General features: G+C 75.3%; 19 protein-coding genes. 9 read left to right on the top strand and 10 right to left on the bottom strand.

Annotated elements, in window-relative coordinates:
- Positions 1-7 precede the first annotated feature (7 nt).
- Both NH342_RS10260 and NH342_RS10255 read left to right on the top strand, forming a co-directional pair.
- The gene (locus tag NH342_RS10260) at positions 8-1294 is read left to right on the top strand and encodes an O-acetylhomoserine aminocarboxypropyltransferase/cysteine synthase family protein (protein ID WP_253014417.1); all 1287 of its coding nucleotides are present in this window, start codon (positions 8-10) and stop codon (positions 1292-1294) included.
- The gene (locus NH342_RS10255; protein ID WP_253014415.1) at positions 1291-1764 is read left to right on the top strand and encodes a CoA-binding protein; all 474 of its coding nucleotides are present in this window, start codon (positions 1291-1293) and stop codon (positions 1762-1764) included. Before NH342_RS10260 ends, NH342_RS10255 begins: the two co-directional genes overlap by 4 nt.
- Positions 1765-1975: 211 nt before the next feature.
- On the opposite strand, the gene NH342_RS10250 is transcribed toward NH342_RS10255, so the two are convergent.
- Positions 1976-3043: a type IV toxin-antitoxin system AbiEi family antitoxin domain-containing protein gene (locus NH342_RS10250; protein WP_253014413.1), complete on the bottom strand. Its 1068-nt coding sequence runs from the start codon at positions 3041-3043 to the stop codon at positions 1976-1978.
- Positions 3044-3277: 234 nt separating this feature from the next.
- Between NH342_RS10250 and NH342_RS10245 the strand changes: the two genes are divergently transcribed.
- Together NH342_RS10245 and NH342_RS10240 are read left to right on the top strand one after the other, a co-directional pair.
- Entirely contained in the window at positions 3278-3745 is a 468-nt protein-coding gene (locus NH342_RS10245; RefSeq protein ID WP_253014411.1) for an NUDIX domain-containing protein, read from the top strand.
- 52 nt (positions 3746-3797) lie between these two features.
- Entirely contained in the window at positions 3798-4451 is a 654-nt protein-coding gene (locus NH342_RS10240) for a Pr6Pr family membrane protein (protein ID WP_253014409.1), read from the top strand.
- Here the strand turns inward: NH342_RS10240 and NH342_RS10235 are convergent.
- Positions 4435-5211 carry an endonuclease/exonuclease/phosphatase family protein gene (locus NH342_RS10235; RefSeq protein WP_253014407.1) on the bottom strand — a complete coding sequence of 259 codons (777 nt, stop codon included), beginning with the start codon at positions 5209-5211 and terminating at the stop codon, positions 4435-4437. The genes NH342_RS10240 and NH342_RS10235 overlap by 17 nt on opposite strands.
- Before the next feature lie 78 nt (positions 5212-5289).
- On the opposite strand from NH342_RS10235, the gene NH342_RS10230 reads away from it, so the two are divergent.
- From NH342_RS10230 to NH342_RS10220, 3 genes are all read left to right on the top strand, one after another.
- The gene (locus NH342_RS10230) at positions 5290-7116 is read left to right on the top strand and encodes a thiamine pyrophosphate-requiring protein (RefSeq protein WP_253014405.1); all 1827 of its coding nucleotides are present in this window, start codon (positions 5290-5292) and stop codon (positions 7114-7116) included.
- A 10-nt stretch (positions 7117-7126) separates the two neighbouring features.
- Positions 7127-8017, top strand: a complete 891-nt coding sequence (locus NH342_RS10225; RefSeq protein WP_253014403.1) for a 1,4-dihydroxy-2-naphthoyl-CoA synthase — start codon at positions 7127-7129, stop codon at positions 8015-8017.
- A gap of 111 nt (positions 8018-8128) precedes the next feature.
- Positions 8129-8740, top strand: coding sequence for a TetR-like C-terminal domain-containing protein (locus NH342_RS10220; RefSeq protein WP_253014401.1), 612 nt, complete (start codon positions 8129-8131; stop codon positions 8738-8740).
- On the opposite strand, the gene NH342_RS10215 is transcribed toward NH342_RS10220, so the two are convergent.
- Both NH342_RS10215 and NH342_RS10210 read right to left on the bottom strand, forming a co-directional pair.
- Positions 8721-9488: a TetR/AcrR family transcriptional regulator gene (locus NH342_RS10215; RefSeq protein WP_253014399.1), complete on the bottom strand. Its 768-nt coding sequence runs from the start codon at positions 9486-9488 to the stop codon at positions 8721-8723. The two genes, NH342_RS10220 and NH342_RS10215, sit on opposite strands and share 20 nt — an antisense overlap.
- Before the next feature lie 42 nt (positions 9489-9530).
- Positions 9531-9980, bottom strand: a complete 450-nt coding sequence (locus NH342_RS10210; RefSeq protein WP_253014397.1) for a DUF5946 family protein — start codon at positions 9978-9980, stop codon at positions 9531-9533.
- Positions 9981-10061: 81 nt separating this feature from the next.
- On the opposite strand from NH342_RS10210, the gene NH342_RS10205 reads away from it, so the two are divergent.
- The gene (locus NH342_RS10205; protein WP_253014395.1) at positions 10062-10733 is read left to right on the top strand and encodes an HAD family hydrolase; all 672 of its coding nucleotides are present in this window, start codon (positions 10062-10064) and stop codon (positions 10731-10733) included.
- A 96-nt stretch (positions 10734-10829) separates the two neighbouring features.
- Here the strand turns inward: NH342_RS10205 and NH342_RS10200 are convergent, their stop codons facing one another.
- On the bottom strand, positions 10830-11810 hold the full coding sequence (locus NH342_RS10200) for a glucosyl-3-phosphoglycerate synthase (RefSeq protein WP_253014393.1): 981 nt from the start codon (positions 11808-11810) through the stop codon (positions 10830-10832).
- A gap of 205 nt (positions 11811-12015) precedes the next feature.
- Between NH342_RS10200 and NH342_RS10195 the strand changes: the two genes are divergently transcribed.
- A complete protein-coding gene (locus tag NH342_RS10195; protein WP_253014391.1) occupies positions 12016-12735 on the top strand; it encodes a hypothetical protein in 720 nt (239 codons plus the stop codon).
- A 55-nt stretch (positions 12736-12790) separates the two neighbouring features.
- On the opposite strand, the gene NH342_RS10190 is transcribed toward NH342_RS10195, so the two are convergent.
- The 5 genes from NH342_RS10190 to NH342_RS10170 all read right to left on the bottom strand — a co-directional run.
- Complete coding sequence (locus NH342_RS10190; protein ID WP_253014389.1) at positions 12791-13195, bottom strand: hypothetical protein; 405 nt, start codon at positions 13193-13195, stop codon at positions 12791-12793.
- The gene (locus tag NH342_RS10185; RefSeq protein WP_253014388.1) at positions 13192-15405 is read right to left on the bottom strand and encodes a phage holin family protein; all 2214 of its coding nucleotides are present in this window, start codon (positions 15403-15405) and stop codon (positions 13192-13194) included. The genes NH342_RS10190 and NH342_RS10185 overlap by 4 nt, the downstream gene beginning before the upstream one ends.
- Complete coding sequence (locus NH342_RS10180; RefSeq protein ID WP_253014386.1) at positions 15402-16007, bottom strand: DedA family protein; 606 nt, start codon at positions 16005-16007, stop codon at positions 15402-15404. Before NH342_RS10180 ends, NH342_RS10185 begins: the two co-directional genes overlap by 4 nt.
- Positions 16008-16080: 73 nt before the next feature.
- Positions 16081-16842 carry an MBL fold metallo-hydrolase gene (locus NH342_RS10175; protein WP_253014384.1) on the bottom strand — a complete coding sequence of 254 codons (762 nt, stop codon included), beginning with the start codon at positions 16840-16842 and terminating at the stop codon, positions 16081-16083.
- A partial coding sequence (locus NH342_RS10170) for an EAL domain-containing protein (RefSeq protein WP_253014382.1) occupies positions 16839-17598 on the bottom strand: 760 nt, incomplete at its 5' end. The genes NH342_RS10170 and NH342_RS10175, both read right to left, overlap by 4 nt.

Here is a 17598-nt window from a genome sequence, read left to right as displayed (position 1 = left end):
GGGTGCCATGGCCGACCGAAGCTGGGGTTTCCGCACCCGCGCCCTGCACGCCGGGGGGCAGCCCGACCCGGTCACCGGCGCCCGCGCGGTGCCGATCTTCCAGACCACCAGCTACGTCTTCGAGAGCCCGGACGACGCCGCGGCGCTGTTCGCGCTGCAGAAGTACGGCAACGTCTACAGCCGGATCGGCAACCCGACGGTGGCCGCCTTCGAGGAGCGGATGGCCTCGCTGGAGGGTGGCCTCGGCGCGGTGGCGACGTCGTCCGGGCAGTCGGCGGAGTTCCTCACCTTCGCCTCGCTCGCCGGGGCCGGGGACGAGGTCGTCGCGTCGGCGAACCTCTACGGCGGCACCATCACCCAGCTCGACGTGACGCTGCGCCGGTTCGGGGTGTCGACGACGTTCGTCCGCGGCACCGACCCGGCCGACTACGCCGCGGCGATCACCGACCGCACCAAGCTGCTGTTCGCCGAGGTGGTGGCCAACCCGGGCAGCGAGGTCAGCGACGTCCGGGGCCTGGCCGACGTCGCGCACGCCGCCGGCATCCCGCTGGTGGTCGACGCGACCACCGCCACGCCCTACCTGTGCCGGCCGATCGAGCACGGCGCGGACATCGTGATCCACTCGGCCACCAAGTTCATCGGCGGCCACGGGACGACGATCGGCGGCGTGGTCGTCGACGCCGGCACCTTCCCGTGGGCCAACGGCCGGTTCCCGCAGATGACCGAGCCCACGCCGTCCTACGGCGGCCTGTCCTGGTGGGGCAACTTCGCCGAGTACGGATTCCTGACCAAGCTGCGCAGCGAGCAGCTGCGCGACATCGGGGCCTCGCTGTCCCCGCACAGCGCCTTCCTGCTGCTGCAGGGCGTGGAGACGCTGCCGCAGCGGATGCGCGAGCACGTGGCCAACGCCCGGCGGGTGGCCGAGTGGCTGGAGGCCGACGACCGGGTCGCCTGGGTGCGGTACTCCGGCCTGCCCTCGCACCCCTCGTACGAGCTCGCGCAGCGGTACCTGCCGGAGGGCCCGGGTGCGGTGTTCAGCTTCGGCGTGGTCGGCGGCCGCGAGGGCGGACGCCGGTTCATCGAGGCGGTGCAGCTGTGCAGCCACCTGGCCAACATCGGCGACGCCCGCACCCTGGTCATCCACCCCGGTTCCACCACGCACGGCCAGCTGTCGGCCGAGCAGCTGGAGACCGGCGGGGTGTCGGCGGACCTGGTGCGCATCTCGGTGGGCCTGGAGGACGTCGAGGACATCCTGTGGGACCTGGACCAGGCGCTGACGGCGGCGACCAAGTGAGCGGGCCCACGGCGGGTCAGCGGCAGGAGATCCTCGACCGCACCCGCACCGTCGCGGTGGTGGGCGCCTCGGACAACCCGTCCCGGGCCTCCTACTTCGTGGCCACCTACCTGCTGGCCAGCACCGACTACGAGGTCTGGTTCGTCAACCCGCGGGTCACCGAGATCCTGGGCCGGCCGGTGTACCCCTCGCTGGCCGAGTGCCCCGGCGTCCCCGACCTCGTGGACGTCTTCCGCCGGCCGGCGGACCTGGCCGGGGTGCTGGAGGAGACCATCGCGGTGGGCGCGCACACCTTCTGGCTGCAGCTGGGCCTCTCCGACGACGCCCTGGCCGCCCGCGGGGAGGCCGCCGGCCTGGACGTGGTGATGGACCGCTGCCTGAAGATCGAGCACGCCCGCTTCCACGGCGGCCTGCACCTGGCCGGCTTCGACACCGGCGTCATCACCTCCCGCCGCCGCCCCCTGCGCTGACCCCCCCTGCGCCGGGGCCCATCCGGGCGGGGCCCTGCTGGCCGGGGTGGCCCGACGTCTCTGGCGGTGGCCGCCCGTTGCCCCGTGCGCACACCGTCGAGGATGTGCGGCCACCCCGAGCTGGGCGACCGACCCGAGCTGGGCTGCCGACCCGAACTGGGCTGCCGACCCGAACTGGGCTGCCGACCCGAGCTGGGCGACCTGCCCGGCGTCACGGGGCCGCACCGCCGACGTTGTCCATCGCCCGCCAGAGCCAGCCGTCCTCCGCCCGGACCCCGCCGCGCACCTTGCCCACCTCACGGGGCTGCTCGCCGAAGACCCGGGTGGTGGGCCCGCCGACCGCGAGCTCCCGCAGGATGCGTGCCTTCAGCTGGGCCCACCCGCGGGTCAGCATCTCGTAGGTGACCCGCACGAACCGGATGCCGACCGACCGCAGCAGGTCCTCGACGCGCTTCTCCTCGCGGAGGTCGGCCGGGGTGGCCAGCACGTACTTCGACTGCCCGTCGAACTCGATCGCCAGGGCGGCCTGCGCGTACCAGCCGTCCACCACCTTCAGCAGCTCGCCGTCCAGCCACAGCTCCACCTGCGGGACGAACGGCGGCAGACCCCCGGCCGCGAAGGCCAGCCGCCCGCAGGTCTCCAGCCAGCTCTCCGCGCGGCCGTCCGCCAGCTGCAGCACCCGACGGACGGCGGGCGTCCCGGCGACCGTGCTGTGCCGGGCCAGCACCTCCAGCAGCTCCTCCCGCGTGGTCAGCCCCCTCAGGAGCGCGGCGTCGGCGGCCGCGACCGCGTCCACCTCGCTCCAGGAGCGGGCGACGTCCACGACCGTGCGCGCCGCCGTCGTGACCGGGTAGGCGCCGCGCCGGGTGACCTCCTCCGGCGGGAGGGAGGACCGGTGCACCACCCAGTCGCCGCGGCGACCGCCCCGGGACGCGGGGTCGACCAGGTGGACCGGGTCAGGGGTACCGGCGCGCCTGGCCGGGCGGGGGAGGGCCCAGACCCAGGCTGCCGTGTCGAAGCCGAAGGGCGTGCCCGCCGGCGCCACGGCCTCGGCGACCGCGAGGGCGTGGAGACCGGGCAGCCGTCGGGTGCGCTCGACCTCCGCCCAGTCCGCGGCGCGCACGTAGGCGCCGGCCCGCACCCGTCGCAGCTCGCCCCGCCGGACGGCCGCGGCGATCTCCCGGTCGGTGACCCCGTGGGCCAGGAGGTGGCTACGGGTCATCAGGCCGAGACGGCGGCGTGCGGTCTCGCGGGTGACCAGCGGGAGGACCAGGGACATGCCGGCACCCTGACCTGCGGCGGTGCGCCGTGGCTCGCTCAGTCGGCATCTGTGGACAGGGGCGACGGTTGTGGACGCCTGCGCCCACGAGCTGCTACGGCCCATCCGGTACCGAGGTGGCCCGACATCCCTGGCGGTGGCCGGACGTGGCACGGTGCGCAGACCGTCGGAGATGTGCGGCCACCCCCAGGGCGGGGCCGGGCGCGGCGAGGGTGCGGCGGGGAGGATGGGGCCGTGCCGCACACCTCACCGACCGACGGGTGGACCACCTGCGCGCTGGGCCACCGGCACTGGGGCCTGGTGGGTGCCGCGGGGCTGCTGGTGCACCGCGCCGGGACGGCGGGCACCGAGGCGCTGTTGCAGCACCGGGTGGAGTGGAGCCACCACGGCGGCACCTGGGGCACCCCCGGCGGTGCGCTGGACCTGGGCGAGACCCCGGCCGACGGCGCGCTGCGCGAGGCCCGCGAGGAGCTCGGGCTGCAGCCCGGCCAGCTCACCCTGGGCGCGCAGTCGGTCGACGACCACGGCGGCTGGAGCTACACCACGGTGCTGGCGGTGCCCACCGGCGAGCTCGAGCCGGGGCAGCTGGTGCTCAACCGGGAGAGCACCGAGGTGGCCTGGTTGCCGCTGGCCGACCCGGGGGTGCAGCTGCACCCGGGGCTGGCCGCGAGCCTGCCGGCGCTGCGTGCCCTCATCGGCTGACACCGCCCCGGATCGACGACGCGGGCCGGTGCCGGGCGGCATCATCACCGCCATGACCGATCGGTCCCGGCTCGCCCGGGTGTTCTGGGGCGTGCTGGCCGCCGTCGTCGTGCTGTCGGTGCTGACGGAGTTCGGGCGGTCGCTGACCGGGGCGAGCGTCCTGGTGCCGGCCGAGGACCCGGGCACCGGCACCCGGGTCATCCGGTTCTGGAGCTACTTCACCATCCAGAGCAACGTGCTGGTGCTGCTCTCGGTGCTGCCGCTGGTGCGCGACCCGGAGCACGACGGGCGGTGGTGGCGGCCGCTGCGGCTGACCGCGCTGCTGGGCATCGTCGTCACCGGCCTGGTCTACGCCGTCGTCCTGGCGCCGATGCTGCACCCGACCGGGCTGGGCGCGGTGACCAACGCCGGCCTGCACTACGTCGCGCCGCCGCTGGCGCTGGTCGGCTGGCTGCTGTTCGGCCCCCGCCCTCGGGTCACCTGGGCCACGGTCGGCTGGGCGATGGTCTGGCCGCTGGCCTGGATCGGCTACACCCTCGCCCACGGCGCGGTGAGCGGCTGGTACCCCTACCCGTTCCTGGACGTCGGCGAGCTCGGCTACGCCGCGGCGCTGCGCAACACCGGGTTCGTCGCCGTCCTCGCGGTGGCCCTGCTCTCGCTGTTCCGCCTGCTGGACCGGCGGTTGCCGGTCACGGGGAGAGCGTGACCGCCACCATCCGGTGGTCGCCGACCGCCAGCTGACGCACCTCGGGGTCGGCGCCGTGCGTGCCGTGCAGCGCCAGCAGGTGGTCGAACTGCACCCTGGGGTCGGGGGCGGGCCAGGTGCGCTCGGCGACCAGCCGGCGCCCGCGGGTGACCAGCGCCGACAGCGAGCCGCCCAGGTTGAGGTCGCCGGCGACCACGACCGGGCCGGGCATGCCGGCCACCCACCGGTGCACCTCGCGCAGCTGCCGGGCGGCGGTGGGCGCGGCGAAGGACAGGTGGGTGCCGACGACGGTCAGCCCGTCGAGCTCCGCGGCCACGGCGGCCCGTGGCTCGTCGGGGAACCACCAGAGCCTCCTCGCCCCGGTCCGCGGGTCGGGCGCCACCAGCGGGAGCTTGAGCGGGCCCGGGTCCAGGTGCAGCACGTGCCAGCGGCGCACCGGACGCCGCGACACCAGCGCGATCCCGTAGTGCGGGCCGGTCAGCGAGCCCTGGTCGAGCACCGGGTCCAGCCGCGACCACGACGCGAACGGGTCGGGGGTCCCGGCCAGGGTGGGGGCGTAGCGCCAGTCGACCGCCCCCAGGGCCTGCGCGGCGACCGCCGGCTGGTGCACCCCGTGCGAGCGCGGCTGGTCGACGTCGACCTCCTGCAGCGCCAGCACGTCGACGTCGACGTCGGCCAGCGCGGCGGCGAGGGCGGTGCCGTCGACGGACCGGCCGCCGGCGTCCCGGCCGGAGGCGATGTTGAACGAGCCCACGCGCACCGGCACAGCGTGCCGGTTCCCCGGCGGTCCGGCGCGCCGATCACGTCTGGCGGGGACGCCAGCGGGTAGGGGCGGCGCATGACGACGGTCGGCGAGCACGTGGTGGCACGGCTGGGGGAGTGGGGCGTCCGGCGCTTCTACGGCTACCCCGGCGACGGGATCGGCGGCGTGATGAGCGCGCTCCGCAAGGCGGTGGACGCGGGCGACGCGGAGTTCGTGCAGGTCCGGCACGAGGAGACCGCCGCCTTCGCCGCCTGCGCGGACGTCAAGTACGGCGGGTCGCCGATCGGCTGCGCGGTGGTGACCAGCGGTCCCGGCGCCGTCCACGCGCTCAACGGCCTCTACGACGCCAAGCTCGACCACGTGCCGGTGGTGGCCCTGCTCGGGCACACCGCGCGCAACGCGCAGGGCAGCGGCTACTACCAGGAGGTCGACCTGCTCAACCTGGTCAAGGACGTCGCCGGCGCCTACGTCGCCCAGGTGAGCGAGCCCAGCCAGGTGCGGCACGTGGTCGACCGCGCGGCCCGGACCGCGCTGGCCCACCGCACCGTCACCGCCGTCGTCCTGCCCAGCGACGTCCTGGTCGAGGACGCCGTGGTGGAGCCACCGGACGCGCACGGCTACGCGCACACCAGCGCCGTCCCCAGCACGACCGCGACCGTGCCGCCGGCGGCGGCGCTGCGCGAGGCCGCCGCCCTGCTCGACGGCTGCGAGCGGGTGGCGGTGCTGGCCGGCGCCGGCTGCCTGGGCGCGACCAGCGAGCTCACCGCCGTCGCCGACCGGCTGGACGCCGGCGTGGCCAAGGCGCTGCTGGGCAAGGCGGTGCTCGACGACCGGCTGCCCTGGGTCACCGGCGCCATCGGGCTGCTCGGCACCCGGGCCAGCTGGGACCTCATGCGCGAGTGCGACGGCCTGCTGATCGTGGGCTCGACCATGCCCTACTCCGACTTCTACCCCGCCCCCGGCCAGGCCCGGGCGGTGCAGATCGACATCGACGGCGCGAACTGCGGCCTGCGCTACGACACCGACGTCAACCTGGTCGGCGACGCGCGGGAGACCCTGGCCGCGCTGCTGCCCCTGCTGCGCGGCGACCGCGACGGCAGCTGGCGCGAGCAGGTCGGTCGGTGGACGCACGCCTGGCGCGAGCAGTCGGCCGCCCGGGTGGCCACGACGACCCACGAGCTGAACCCGGAGTTCGTCGTCCGGGAGCTGTCCGACCGGCTGCCCGACGACGCGATGCTGGCCGTGGACTGCGGGACGTCGACCAGCCACTTCGCCCGGGACGTCGACCTGCGCCCGGGGATGCTGGCCAGCCTGAGCGGCACCCTGCTGTCGATGGGCGGCGCCCTGCCCTACGCCATCGCGGCGAAGACCGCCCACCCCGACCGGCCGGTCTTCGCCCTGGTCGGCGACGGCGCCATGCAGATGAACGGCGTCAACGAGCTGATCACGGTCAGCCGCTACTGGCGCACCTGGGCCGACCCGACCTTCGTCGTCCTGGTGCTGAACAACCGGGACCTGTCGTTCGTGACCTGGGAGATGCGGGCGATGGTCGGCGACGTCCCGTTCGCCGAGAGCCAGGACCTGCCCGACGTCCCCTACGCCGACTGGGCCGGGCTGCTGGGCCTGGGCGGGCGGCGGGTCAGCGAGCCCGGTGAGGTGGCCGGGCTCTGGGAGGAGGCGCTGGCCGCCGACCGGCCGTTCGTGGTGGACGCCGTCGTCGACGCGAACGTGCCGATGATCCCGCCGCACCTGACCCTGGAGCAGGTGGTGAACACCGCGAAGTCGCAGCTGAAGGGCGATCCCAGTGTTCCGCTGGTGATCGCCGACGGGCTGCGCGAGGCGGTGGGCGCGCCGGCGAAGGGCCTGTGGCACCGGGCCAAGGACGCGATCACCGGCGGGTAGCGTCCCGCCCGTGAGTGCACTGGACGGCGTCTCGGAGATCTTCGACCCCTCCGTGTGGGAGCAGGTGCCCGGCTTCGAGGGGCTGACCGACCTCACCTACCACCGCGCGGTGGAGGGCGGGGTCGTGCGGGTGGCCTTCGACCGGCCCGAGGTGCGCAACGCCTTCCGGCCGCAGACGGTCGACCAGCTGCTGCAGGTGCTCGAGCACGCCCGGCTGGACACCGCGGTGGGCTGCGTGCTGCTCACCGGCAACGGCCCCAGCCCGCGGGACGGCGGCTGGGCGTTCTGCTCCGGCGGCGACCAGCGGGTGCGCGGCCGCTACGGCTACGAGGCCGGTGCGGGGGTGAACGGCCGACTGCACATCCTCGAGGTGCAGCGGCTCATCCGGTTCATGCCCAAGGTCGTGGTCTGCGTCGTCCCGGGGTGGGCGGCCGGCGGTGGCCACAGCCTGCACGTGGTGAGCGACCTGACGCTGGCCAGCGAGGAGCACGCCCGGTTCAAGCAGACCGACGCCGACGTCGGCAGCTTCGACGGCGGCTACGGCTCGGCCTACCTGGCGCGCCAGGTGGGCCAGAAGTTCGCCCGCGAGATCTTCTTCCTCGGCAGCGAGTACTCCGCCGCCGACGCCCACCGGATGGGGATGGTCAACGCGGTCGTGCCGCACGCGGAGCTGGAGACCCGGGCGCTGGAGTGGGCCCGGGCGGTCGTGGCAAAGAGCCCCACCGCGCAGCGGATGCTGAAGTACTCCTTCAACCTCGTCGACGACGGCCTGGTCGGCCAGCAGCTGTTCGCCGGGGAGACCACCCGGCTGGCCTACATGGCGGAGGAGGCGGTGGAGGGCCGGGACTCCTTCCTGGAGAAGCGGAAGCCCGATTTCTCGCGTTTCCCGTGGCACGTCTGACGATGCGGCCGTTCACGGCCCGTGAAGGCTTACCGTGTTACGTGTGACGCGTGGACGCTGGACGGTGTCGGTCGTTGTGGTGACTCCACTGAGTCGTGCACGATGGACCTCGTGACGAACACCGACCTGCCCGCGCGGGCCGCGCACCGTTCCCCCGGCCGCCCGCTCAGCCCGGAGCTTTCCGAGCAGTTGGTGGCCGTGGCGGTGGACATCCTGGCCGACGAGGGCTGGGGCCGGCTCAACAGCGACCGGGTCGCCGCCCGGGCGCGGGCCGGGAAGGCAGGCATCTACCGCCGCTGGCCCACGATGTCGGCCCTGGTGCGGCACGCCGTCGGCGGCTTCGAGCTGGTCGCCTGCCCCGAGGACACCGGATCGCTGCGGGGCGACCTGGTCGCACTGCTGCAGCCGTGGACGCAGGAGCTCTCCCGCGAGGAGCGCGCCGCCGCCGGCCTGGTGGGGGCGGCCCGCCACGACGACGAGCTGCGGGCCGGGCTGGACGCCGCGGTGGTGCAGCCGCTGGCCGCCGTCCTGGACGAGCTGGCACGGCGGTCGGGCGAGCGTGGCGAGCCGGTGGCCCCCGAGCGGCTGGCCCTGCTGCGCACCCTGGTGCAGGCCCTGTGGTGGGAGCGGTACACCGCCTTCTCCTCGCCGCTGTCGGGCGACGAGGTGACCGCGATGGTGGACCGGGTGCTGCTGCCCGCGGTCACCGCACCGGCGGCCTGATCACGGTCCGACGGGCCAACCGGGCGTCCGGCTGGCGGCCGCGTTCCAGCTCGGCGACGAGGCGGAACGCGGCCGATGCGTCGTCGCGGTCGGCCAGGAGCCTGAACCCGCCGCCCACCGCGTCGAGGGCGGTGCGGCTGCGCCGGCGGGCGTCGCCGACGGCCGCGGGGAGGCGGGGGTCGCCGACCGGCAGGTCGGCGAGGTCGGCCCACAGGTCGACGAGGGCAATCCGGCCCGTGGTGATCAGCAGGCCGCTGGTCAGGCGGGCAACGAGGCGTAGGCCGTCCACCCGCCCGACCGTGGCCGTCCAGTCAGCGAGCAGCGCGGCGGCCAGCCGCTCCTCGCTGCGCCGGGTGAGCTCGCGGAGCTGGACCATGAGCGCGGGGCTGGCCTGCACCGTGGACAGGAAGTTCCGGTGCGCCGGGCGTCGCAGCAGCAGCGGGACGGCGAGCACGTGGTGGGCGACCCAGGCGTGCGCGGTGCCCACCGCGCCGGTGCCGGGCGCCCGGTCGGCGACCGCATGTGCGGGGCCGTCGACCCAGGGTGAGCGCCCGGCGAAGTAGAGGTCCTCCTTGGTGGGGAAGTGGTTGAAGACCGTCTGCACGGCGACGTCGGCCACCTCGGCGACGTCGGCGACCGTCACCGCGTCGAAGCCCCGCTCGGCGAACAGCCGCTGGGCCACGGCCCGTACCTCGTCGTGGGTGCGGGCCTTCTTGCGTGCCCGGCGGTCGGCCGGCTCGTCCCCCATGGCCCGTGATCATAAAGTGAGAGCGGTCACACGGGGAGGGTGTCAGGCGGGGTCGCCGGCCCAGTCCGCCGACACCGCCTGCGCCCACGAGCGCAGCAGCACCGGCAGGTCGACGACGTCGAGGTCGGCGGCGACGTCGGCGACGGTCGAGCGCCACTGCGCCGGCGGGGCGTCGAGCACCGGACGGCGGGCGCCCTCGCCGAGCTGGGTGCGCAGCCGCGCCACGGCATCGGGGCCGCCGCCGTGCTGCGCGTCGTAGGCGGCGGTCGCGAGCTCGACCAGGCCGGCGGTGCGCACGTCGCTGGGCGCCTCGTCGCGCAGGCCCCGGACGGTGACGTCGAACAGCCGGGTGCAGCCGGGCGAGGCGCCCTCGTGCCGGGCCTCCAGACCGGGGACGGCGGCGAGCACGGCCCCGCAGCCCGGGCAGCGCGACACCACGGTCGGCGGCTCGGGGAGGGCGGAGGTCCCGTCGGTGGGGCTGGCGGGGGTCACCCGGGCGATCCTGCCGCACGCCCCGGCGACGCGCTGGGGGCAGGGGGTTGAGCCCCCGGGGTGGCCGGGAACGTGGTGGCCATGGCTCCCCGCATCGCCGTCCTCGACGTGGACGGCACCCTCGTCGACTCCAACTACCACCACGCGCTGGCCTGGTACCGGGCCTTCCGGTCCCTCGGCGAGACCGTGCCGGTGTGGCGGCTGCACCGGCTGATCGGCATGGGCGGTGACCAGCTGGTGGCCGCGGTGGGGGGCGAGGAGCTGGAGGAGCGGCTGGGCGACCAGGTGCGGGACCGGTGGCAGCAGGAGGTGCAGCCGCTGCTCGGCGAGCTGTCCCCGCTGCCCGGTGCCCGCGACCTGCTCATCGCCGTCCGGGAGGCCGGGCACCGGCTGGTGCTGGCCAGCTCAGGCAAGGCCGACCAGGTCGACCACTACCTGGACCTGCTCGACGCCCGGGAGCTGGCCGAGGCGTGGACCACCAGCGACGACGTCGAGTCCTCCAAGCCCGCCCCGGACCTGCTGCGGACGGCGCTGGCCAAGCTCGGCGAGCCCGACGACGCACCGGCCGTCGTCGTCGGCGACTCGGTCTACGACGTCGAGGCGGCCAAGCGGGCGGGGATGCCGGCCTACGTCGTCCGGTCCGGCGGCTTCGGCGACGACGAGCTGCGGGCGGCGGGCGCCGTCGAGCTGTACGACACCCCGGCCGGCCTCACCGCCGCGCTGGACACCACCCCCCTGGGCCGCCAGCGTTGATCAGGGTGGTTGATCGAACTCCGTCCTCCCTCGCGAGATCTGGCGAAACAGGACGGAGTTGGATCAACCCCGCTGATCGACGCGGAGCGGGAGGGGTCAGGCGGCGCGCTCCACGTAGTCGCGGACGGCGACCATCGGCGGGCGCTGGTCCACCGCCACCGGCACGCTGGCCGGCACGAAGCCCTCGCCGTCGTGCGCGAACTGGGTGAGCAGGCCGGCGGGTGCCTTGCGGTGCCGGTCGCTGCTGCCGCGCGAGGCGCGGGACAGGACGGTGGACACGATCTGCCCGGCCATCACGCCCAGTGCCTCGTCGGTCTGGTGGGAGTGCACGCGGGTGCCGAGGTCGACCTGGGCCAGACCCGCCAGCCCGCACACCTGCAGCAGGTCGACGAGCAGGCCGACCTCCACGCCGTAGCCGGAGACGAAGGGCACCTGCTCCAGCGCCGAGCGGCGTCCGGCGTACTCCCCGCCCAGGGGCTGCACGAAGCCGGCCAGCTCGGGCCACAGGGCGTTGAGCAGCGGGCGGGCGGTCAGCTCGGTGACCCGGCCCCCGCCGGCCGGGCGGACCTGGCCGTCCACGGCGAGCGGGCGGGTGTAGCAGCCCTTGACGTAGGAGACCCGGGGCTCGGTGAGCAGCGGGGTGAGCAGGCCCGGGACGTAGTGCGCGGTGTCGTTGAGCAGGTCGGAGTCCATGAACACGACCAGGTCGCCGGTGGTGGCGGCCAGCGACTTCCACAGGGCCTCGCCCTTGCCGGGGCGCGAGCCGTGCCCGGGCAGGACGTCGGCGGTGGCCACCACGGTGGCCCCGGCGGCCCGGGCGACGGCGGCGGTGTCGTCGGTGGAGTCGGAGTCCATGACGACCAGCTCGTCGACCAGCGGGACGGCGTCCACCCAGCGGGCGACCAGGTCGGCGACCAGCCCCCCGACGGTGGCGGCCTCGTTCCGGGCGGGCAGCACGACGCTGACCCGGTGCCCGCCGGCGCGTTTGGCGGCCAGCAGGGCGTCGGTGTCGATCTCGGCCACCGAGGTGGCCGACGTGGTGCGGTGCTCGAACCAGGCGCGGGCGTCGGGTCGCATGGGCGCCACTCTCAGCCACCGCCCAGGCCGGTGTCGCGCCGGACCGACCGGGTTCACGCGATCTTCACAGGAACGGAACAGGCCGTGCTCGCGACACGGCAGACGCGGTACGCCGGGTGCTTCCTGCGGACTGCGGTGTGCCGTTAATCTCCCGTCGTCCACCCCGGCACCGGTGGCGGGGGGCCCATCACGGGGGAGAAATACCTTGAGACGACGACTGCTCGCTGCTGCCCTTCTCTCGGTCGGCGTGGTCGCCGGCCTGGCCGCGCCCGCCCAGGCCGCGCCCGCGGCCGCCGCCATCACCGTGCCCGACGATTTCGTCCCGGTGCTGTCGGACACCCGGGCCACCGGCCACTACGAGGTGGTGGGCAGCGGTCTGCGGGTCTACACCGAGGGCTCCACCACCACGGACAAGGTGGCCGAGTACGTCGCCACCAGCACCCCCCTCGCCGCCGCCGGCGAGCCATCGCTGGCTCTGACCAGCAACGGTGACGGGACCATCCGACCCGGGTTCCAACTCGTCGTCGACTTCGACGGGGACGGCACCTCCGACGGGATCCTGGTCGGCGAACCTGCGTCCTACGGCAATGACTGGTGGGCGAGCAACGGTTCGAAGCAGTTCGTGAAGGACGCCGCCCCCAGCCACACTGCCGGCTCCGGTAGCGCCAACCACGGCACTCTCGACGAGTGGCGCGCGGCGTTCCCGGACGCACAGGTCCTCGCCTTCGGGTTCTCGCTCGGCAGCGGGGTGCGGGGCGACTGGACGATCGACTCGATCACCTTCGCCGACACCCAGTACACCTTCCGGCAGGACGTCGTCCTGACCAGCGCGGCCCAGTGCAAGAACGGCGGCTGGGCGACCAGCACGAAGCCGGTGTTCCGCAACCAGGGCCAGTGCGTGAGCTCCTTCGCCCGCGCTAAGTAGTCCGGACCCAGCGTCGCGGCCCCGTCCTCCACCGGAGGGCGGGGCCGTCTGCGTATCAGGGGTGGCGGACGACCCGTCCGCCGCCGCAGACCCAGGCCACCTGCAGGCCCACCCGGGCGCGGTCGAGCAGCTCGCCGGGGGTTCGGTCGAGCGCGGCCACGGTCAGCCCGCCCGCGGCGGGCCGGCCGCTGACCCGCTCGGCCACGGCCAGCAGCCGGTCGGCCACGGCGTCCAGGTCGGCGGGCAGCACGGTCAGCACCAGGACGACGTCCGCGCCGTCGGTGCCCACCCAGTCCTCGGCGCGGGACTCCCGGCGCAGCGCCGAGTGCAGGACGGCGGTGTCGGCCGGCCCGTCCACGGCGAGGACCAGCACCGCGGCCGGTCGACCCGCGACCAGCAGGGCAGCCGCCAGCGAACCGGCGCACGGGGGCGCGGTCGCGGGCTGCTCGAGCAGGGTCACCCGGTGGTGATCGGCTCCGCGGCCGGGGTGCTTGAGGCCCGGGGGTCGGGGTGGCCGAGGTCGGTGAGCCAGCCGCGCAGCACCTGGTGCAGCTGCTCGGCGCCCACGACCTCCCCGGGGTCGGCGAACCCGGCGGGGTGCAGCAGGAACCCGCGCTGCTGCGGCCCGCCGAGACCGCCGTGCGAGCCCACGTGCGGCTCGAAGGCGGAGGCCTCCTCCGTCGTCGGGTCGAACCGGCTGTTGATCATGACGTCGGCGCAGTGCGGGAAGGTGGAGGTGCGGGCGACCAGCCGGGCGGCGTGCTCGCCGTAGGGCGCCAGCGGGTCCTCCCCGACGACGACGCCGGAGTCCAGCCGGTGCAGCCCGTCGCGGCCGAGCACCACCGGGCCGAACTCGGTGGAGTGCACCAGCAGGAAGCCCACCCCGGGGTGGTCGACGAGGGTGGGCAGCAGCGCGGGCCAGCGGCGCTCGATCTCCTCGATCGGCACCCGCCCGGCCAGGTCGGTGAAGGACACCATCGCGGTGTGGCCGCTGACCAGGCACACCACGCCGGGGGCGACGCGGGCGACCTTGCCCGGTGTGCCGGTGGTGTCGCGGGGCGTGTGGTCGGCCGAGCCCGCGCGCTCCACCCGCTCGCGCAGCCGGCGGGCGACCAGGCCCGGCCCGCTGGCGGCCTCGGCGAGCGCGGCGCCGACCTGCCAGCCCTCGGTGGCCTTCTGCCGCTGCCGCGCGGGCTGCCGGTCGCCGTCCTCCTGGGGCAGTGTGCGTCCTCCTGGGGCGACGTTGCCGAGGGAGGATGCACGGTGATCAGGGGAGCTGATCCACGCCGAGGAGGAGGAGGGGGAGCACAGCCGCCCGACCAGCTCCTCGATGGTCTCGCCGAACCGGTTCGCGAACGCCTCGCCCTGGGTCTGGCCGTGGTCGGACAGGCAGACCAGGTGGTAGGGCCGGGGCGCGAGCTGGGTGGCCCGCCACAGCCGGCCGATCTGCTGGTCGATGGAGCGCAGCACCTGCAGGGTGTCGAACCGCTCGATGCCGGAGTGGTGCGCGACCTCGTCGTAGCCCAGGAAGTCGGCGTAGGCGACCGGCCGGCCGGCGAGCATGTCCTCGATGAGCGCGGCGACGACGACGTCGCGGGCGATGACCGTCGTCCCGGGGCGGGCCAGCGGGTAGAGGCCACCGCGGTCGATCCGGGGCCGGACGTCGGCCCGCCGCTGCTTGCCGGCGGCCACCAGCTCCCGGACGACGTCGACCAGCGACACGGCCAGGGTGCGCAGCGCGTTCACCGGGTTGGCGAAGTAGGCGTAGTAGCCGGCCCCCACCCGGTCCCGGCCGCGCCGCGTGCGCCGGGAACCCTTGGGGACGACGAGGGCCAGCGAGCTCATGGTCAGCGAGACGTACCGGGCGTCGCCGGTGAACAGGTTGCCGCGGCCGGCGCCGTCGGGGGCCAGCAGCCCGCCGCCGTCGGAGTGCCGGGCCTCGACCAGGGCGGCGTCCTCGGGGTGGGAGACCGACACCACCCTGTCCCGGTCCTTCTCGTACCAGCGGAACCCGACGACGTCGAAGTTGGAACCGTGCAGGATGCCGCAGACGCTGGCGCCGGTCTGCGAGCTCCAGTCGGTGTGCCACGAGGTCAGCCGGTGGCTGCCCTCGCGCAGCCACGCGGCCAGCGTCGGCATGGTGCCGTCGCGGACGGCGCGCTGCGCGGTGGCGTGACCCAGCCCGTCGACCTGCAGGAACAGCACGCCGGGCACCGGGCTGGACTCGCCCTCGGTGCGCCTGCGGCGGGCGCGCCGGAAGAAGACCTCGTCCTCGTCGATGGCCAGCACGCTGCTGATCAGCGCGGCCACCCCGGCCATGGAGACCGCGACGACGACCGAGGTCGCGAACGAGGTGACCACGACCCCGGGGATGGCGATGAAGATGCCCAGCACCCCGGCGCCGAGCACGAGGAACCCGCCCAGGCCCAGGGTGAAGAAGGCGATGGGCAGCGCGATCCGCATGAGCAGCGGCCAGACGACGCCGGCCAGCACGCCCAGCAGCAGCGCGGCCACCGGCGGCTGCCACCAGCCGGTCATCGCGAACCCGGTCAGCCAGCGGTCCAGCAGCAGCAGCGCGCCGGTGGTCAGCGCCCAGACCAGCAGCACCCGGGCGACCAACCGGCCGCCGGTGAGCACCCGGCCCGGCGGCACGTGCGGCGGCGGGGTCACGACGAGTGCTCGCGGCGACGGCGGCGCCGGGACGCCACCAGGTTGGACACCAGCCCGACGACGAGCACCAGACCGGTGGCGACCAGGGTGGCGACCAGCGGGCTGTCGAAGATGCCGCCGCTGACCACGCCGAGCAGGGCGTAGGCGATCGCCCACAGCGCGGCGGCGGCCAACGAGGCGGGGAGCAGCCGCCGCCAGGGGTAGGCCAGCGCGCCGGCGGCGACCAGCACCGGGATGCGGCCGGCGGGCAGCAGCCGGCCGACGACGACGATCTGCCAGCCGTGCGCGGTGAACTGGCGGCGCACCTCCTCCAGCCGGTCGGCGTGCTGGCCGCGGGAGACCCAGCGCACCGCGGCCGGCCCGCCGAAGCGGGCGATGGAGAAGGTGACGACGTCGCCGATGAACGCGGCGAGGGTGGCCAGCAGCAGGACGACGGCGATCTCCAGCCGGTCGGTGGTCATGGCCACCGCCGCGGCCACCGAGAGGAGCGGCCCGGTGGGCACGACCGGTGCGATCGAGCCCAGCAGGACGCCGCCGAACAGCACCGGGTAGCCCAGCGAGCTGCCGTCGGTCCACCCCGACGCGAGCACCTGCACGCTCACGAGTCCTCCTCGCCGGCGCTCGTCGGCCGCGTTCGCGGAGCTGCTGTGCCCATGGGTTCGCTCGCGAGCTCGCTCACAGCTCCACCTCCCGACCGGGCTCGGTGACCAGCACCCGGGTGGGCAGGCCGGCCGCGGCGACGTCGGCGGCGAACCGGCGGGGCGGGTCGACCAGCAGCGAGCGCATCCGGCGGGTGCCGGCCAGGCCGGGCAGGGCCAGGGTGCCCCAGTGCACGGGGACGGCGACGTCCGGGCGCAGCAGCGAGCAGGCCAGCGCGGCGCCGGCGGGGTCCATGTGGCCCGGGCCCAGCGTCATGCCCCAGCCCCACACGGGCAGCAGCGCGACGTCCAGCGGCGCGAGGTCGGTCATCGTGGGGAACACGTCGGTGTCGCCGGCGGCGTAGACGGTGCGCCCGTCGCCGCGCAGCAGGTGGCCCATGGCGACGGCGTCCGGCCCGCGGGTGGAGCGCGGGCCCCACCGGTGGCCGCTGTGCACGGCTTGGACGCCGGTGACGGTCAGCCCGCCGTCGGTCAGGGTCTCCCCGGGAGCGAGCTCCTCGACGCGGGTGAACCCGTGGCCGCGCAGCCACTCGCCACCGCCGGGAGGGACGACGACCCGGGTACCGCGGCCCAGGCGACGCAGCGAGGGCAGGTGCGTGTGGTCGCCGTGCAGGTGGCTGAGCAGCACCAGGTCGACCCCGGCCCACGCGGACGCCGGCAGCGGGGGCACGACGCGGCGCAGCGGACCGACCCGGCCGGTGAGCAGCGGGTCGGTGAGCACGGTGCGGCCCGCCAGTTCGACCCGGACGGTGGAGTGTCCGAGGAAGGTCAGGCTCACCCGGCCAGTATCCGTGTGCCCGCCGGGCCCGCAGCGAGTTCCTCCTGCACCCGGGCGAAGGGCACCTGCTGCAGGTCCGCGCGGGTGCGCACCATGGACACCCCGCACTCCAGGACGGCGTCCAGCAGCGGGCCGGGGCCGATGCCGTGCGCGACCGTCCGCAGCCCGAACGTCGCCGCGCTGGCGGCGATGGCCCGCACCCGCCGCAGCAGGTCCTCGTCGTCCCGGGCGCCGAGCGCGGAGACGTCGATCCGGACGCTGGTCAGCGGCACCCGCGAGAGGTGCGCGTAGAGCGTCTGGCCCATGCCGAAGTCGTCCAGGCACAGCCGGACGCCGTCGCCGCGCAGCTCGTGCAGGGCGGGGACCAGGTCGGCGGTGGAGGTGAGCAGGGCCTCCTCGGTGAAGGCCAGCGACAGCCGCTCGGCCGGCAGGCCCGAGGCCTCCAGCGCGGTGCGGACGTCGTCCACCAGCCGGGTGGCCTGCACGTGCCCGGCGGGCAGGTCCAGCGCCAGCAGGGCGATGGCGGGCAGGCCGGCCGCGTGCCGGGTGGCCTCGGCGAGCACCCAGGTCTGCAGCTGGGCGTCGCAGCCCTGCCGGCCGGCGGCGGCCCACAGCTCGGCGGTGGGCAGCAGCGCCCCGGACGGGTGGGCCCAGACCGGTTCGCCGTGCAGGGCGCGCTCCTGGCCGTCGCGGCCGGTGACGCTGTAGCGCAGCTCGACCTCGCCGGCGGCCAGCGCCGCGGCGACCGACCCGGCC

This window comes from Klenkia sp. PcliD-1-E, assembly GCF_024124375.1.
Lineage (GTDB): Bacteria > Actinomycetota > Actinomycetes > Mycobacteriales > Geodermatophilaceae > Klenkia.
Note: the sequence above shows the minus strand (reverse complement) of the source record. Positions and strands in the feature narration are given on the sequence as shown.

Excerpts from the sequence above, each read along its gene's own strand:
- NH342_RS10260 (WP_253014417.1), top strand. The coding sequence starts at position 8 with ATGGCCGACCGAAGCTGGGGTTTCCGCACCCGCGCCCTGCACGCCGGG.
- NH342_RS10250 (WP_253014413.1), bottom strand. The coding sequence starts at position 3,043 with ATGTCCCTGGTCCTCCCGCTGGTCACCCGCGAGACCGCACGCCGCCGT.
- NH342_RS10240 (WP_253014409.1), top strand. The coding sequence starts at position 3,798 with ATGACCGATCGGTCCCGGCTCGCCCGGGTGTTCTGGGGCGTGCTGGCC.
- NH342_RS10230 (WP_253014405.1), top strand. The coding sequence starts at position 5,290 with ATGACGACGGTCGGCGAGCACGTGGTGGCACGGCTGGGGGAGTGGGGC.
- NH342_RS10215 (WP_253014399.1), bottom strand. The coding sequence starts at position 9,488 with ATGGGGGACGAGCCGGCCGACCGCCGGGCACGCAAGAAGGCCCGCACC.
- NH342_RS10205 (WP_253014395.1), top strand. The coding sequence starts at position 10,062 with ATGGCTCCCCGCATCGCCGTCCTCGACGTGGACGGCACCCTCGTCGAC.
- NH342_RS10200 (WP_253014393.1), bottom strand. The coding sequence starts at position 11,810 with ATGCGACCCGACGCCCGCGCCTGGTTCGAGCACCGCACCACGTCGGCC.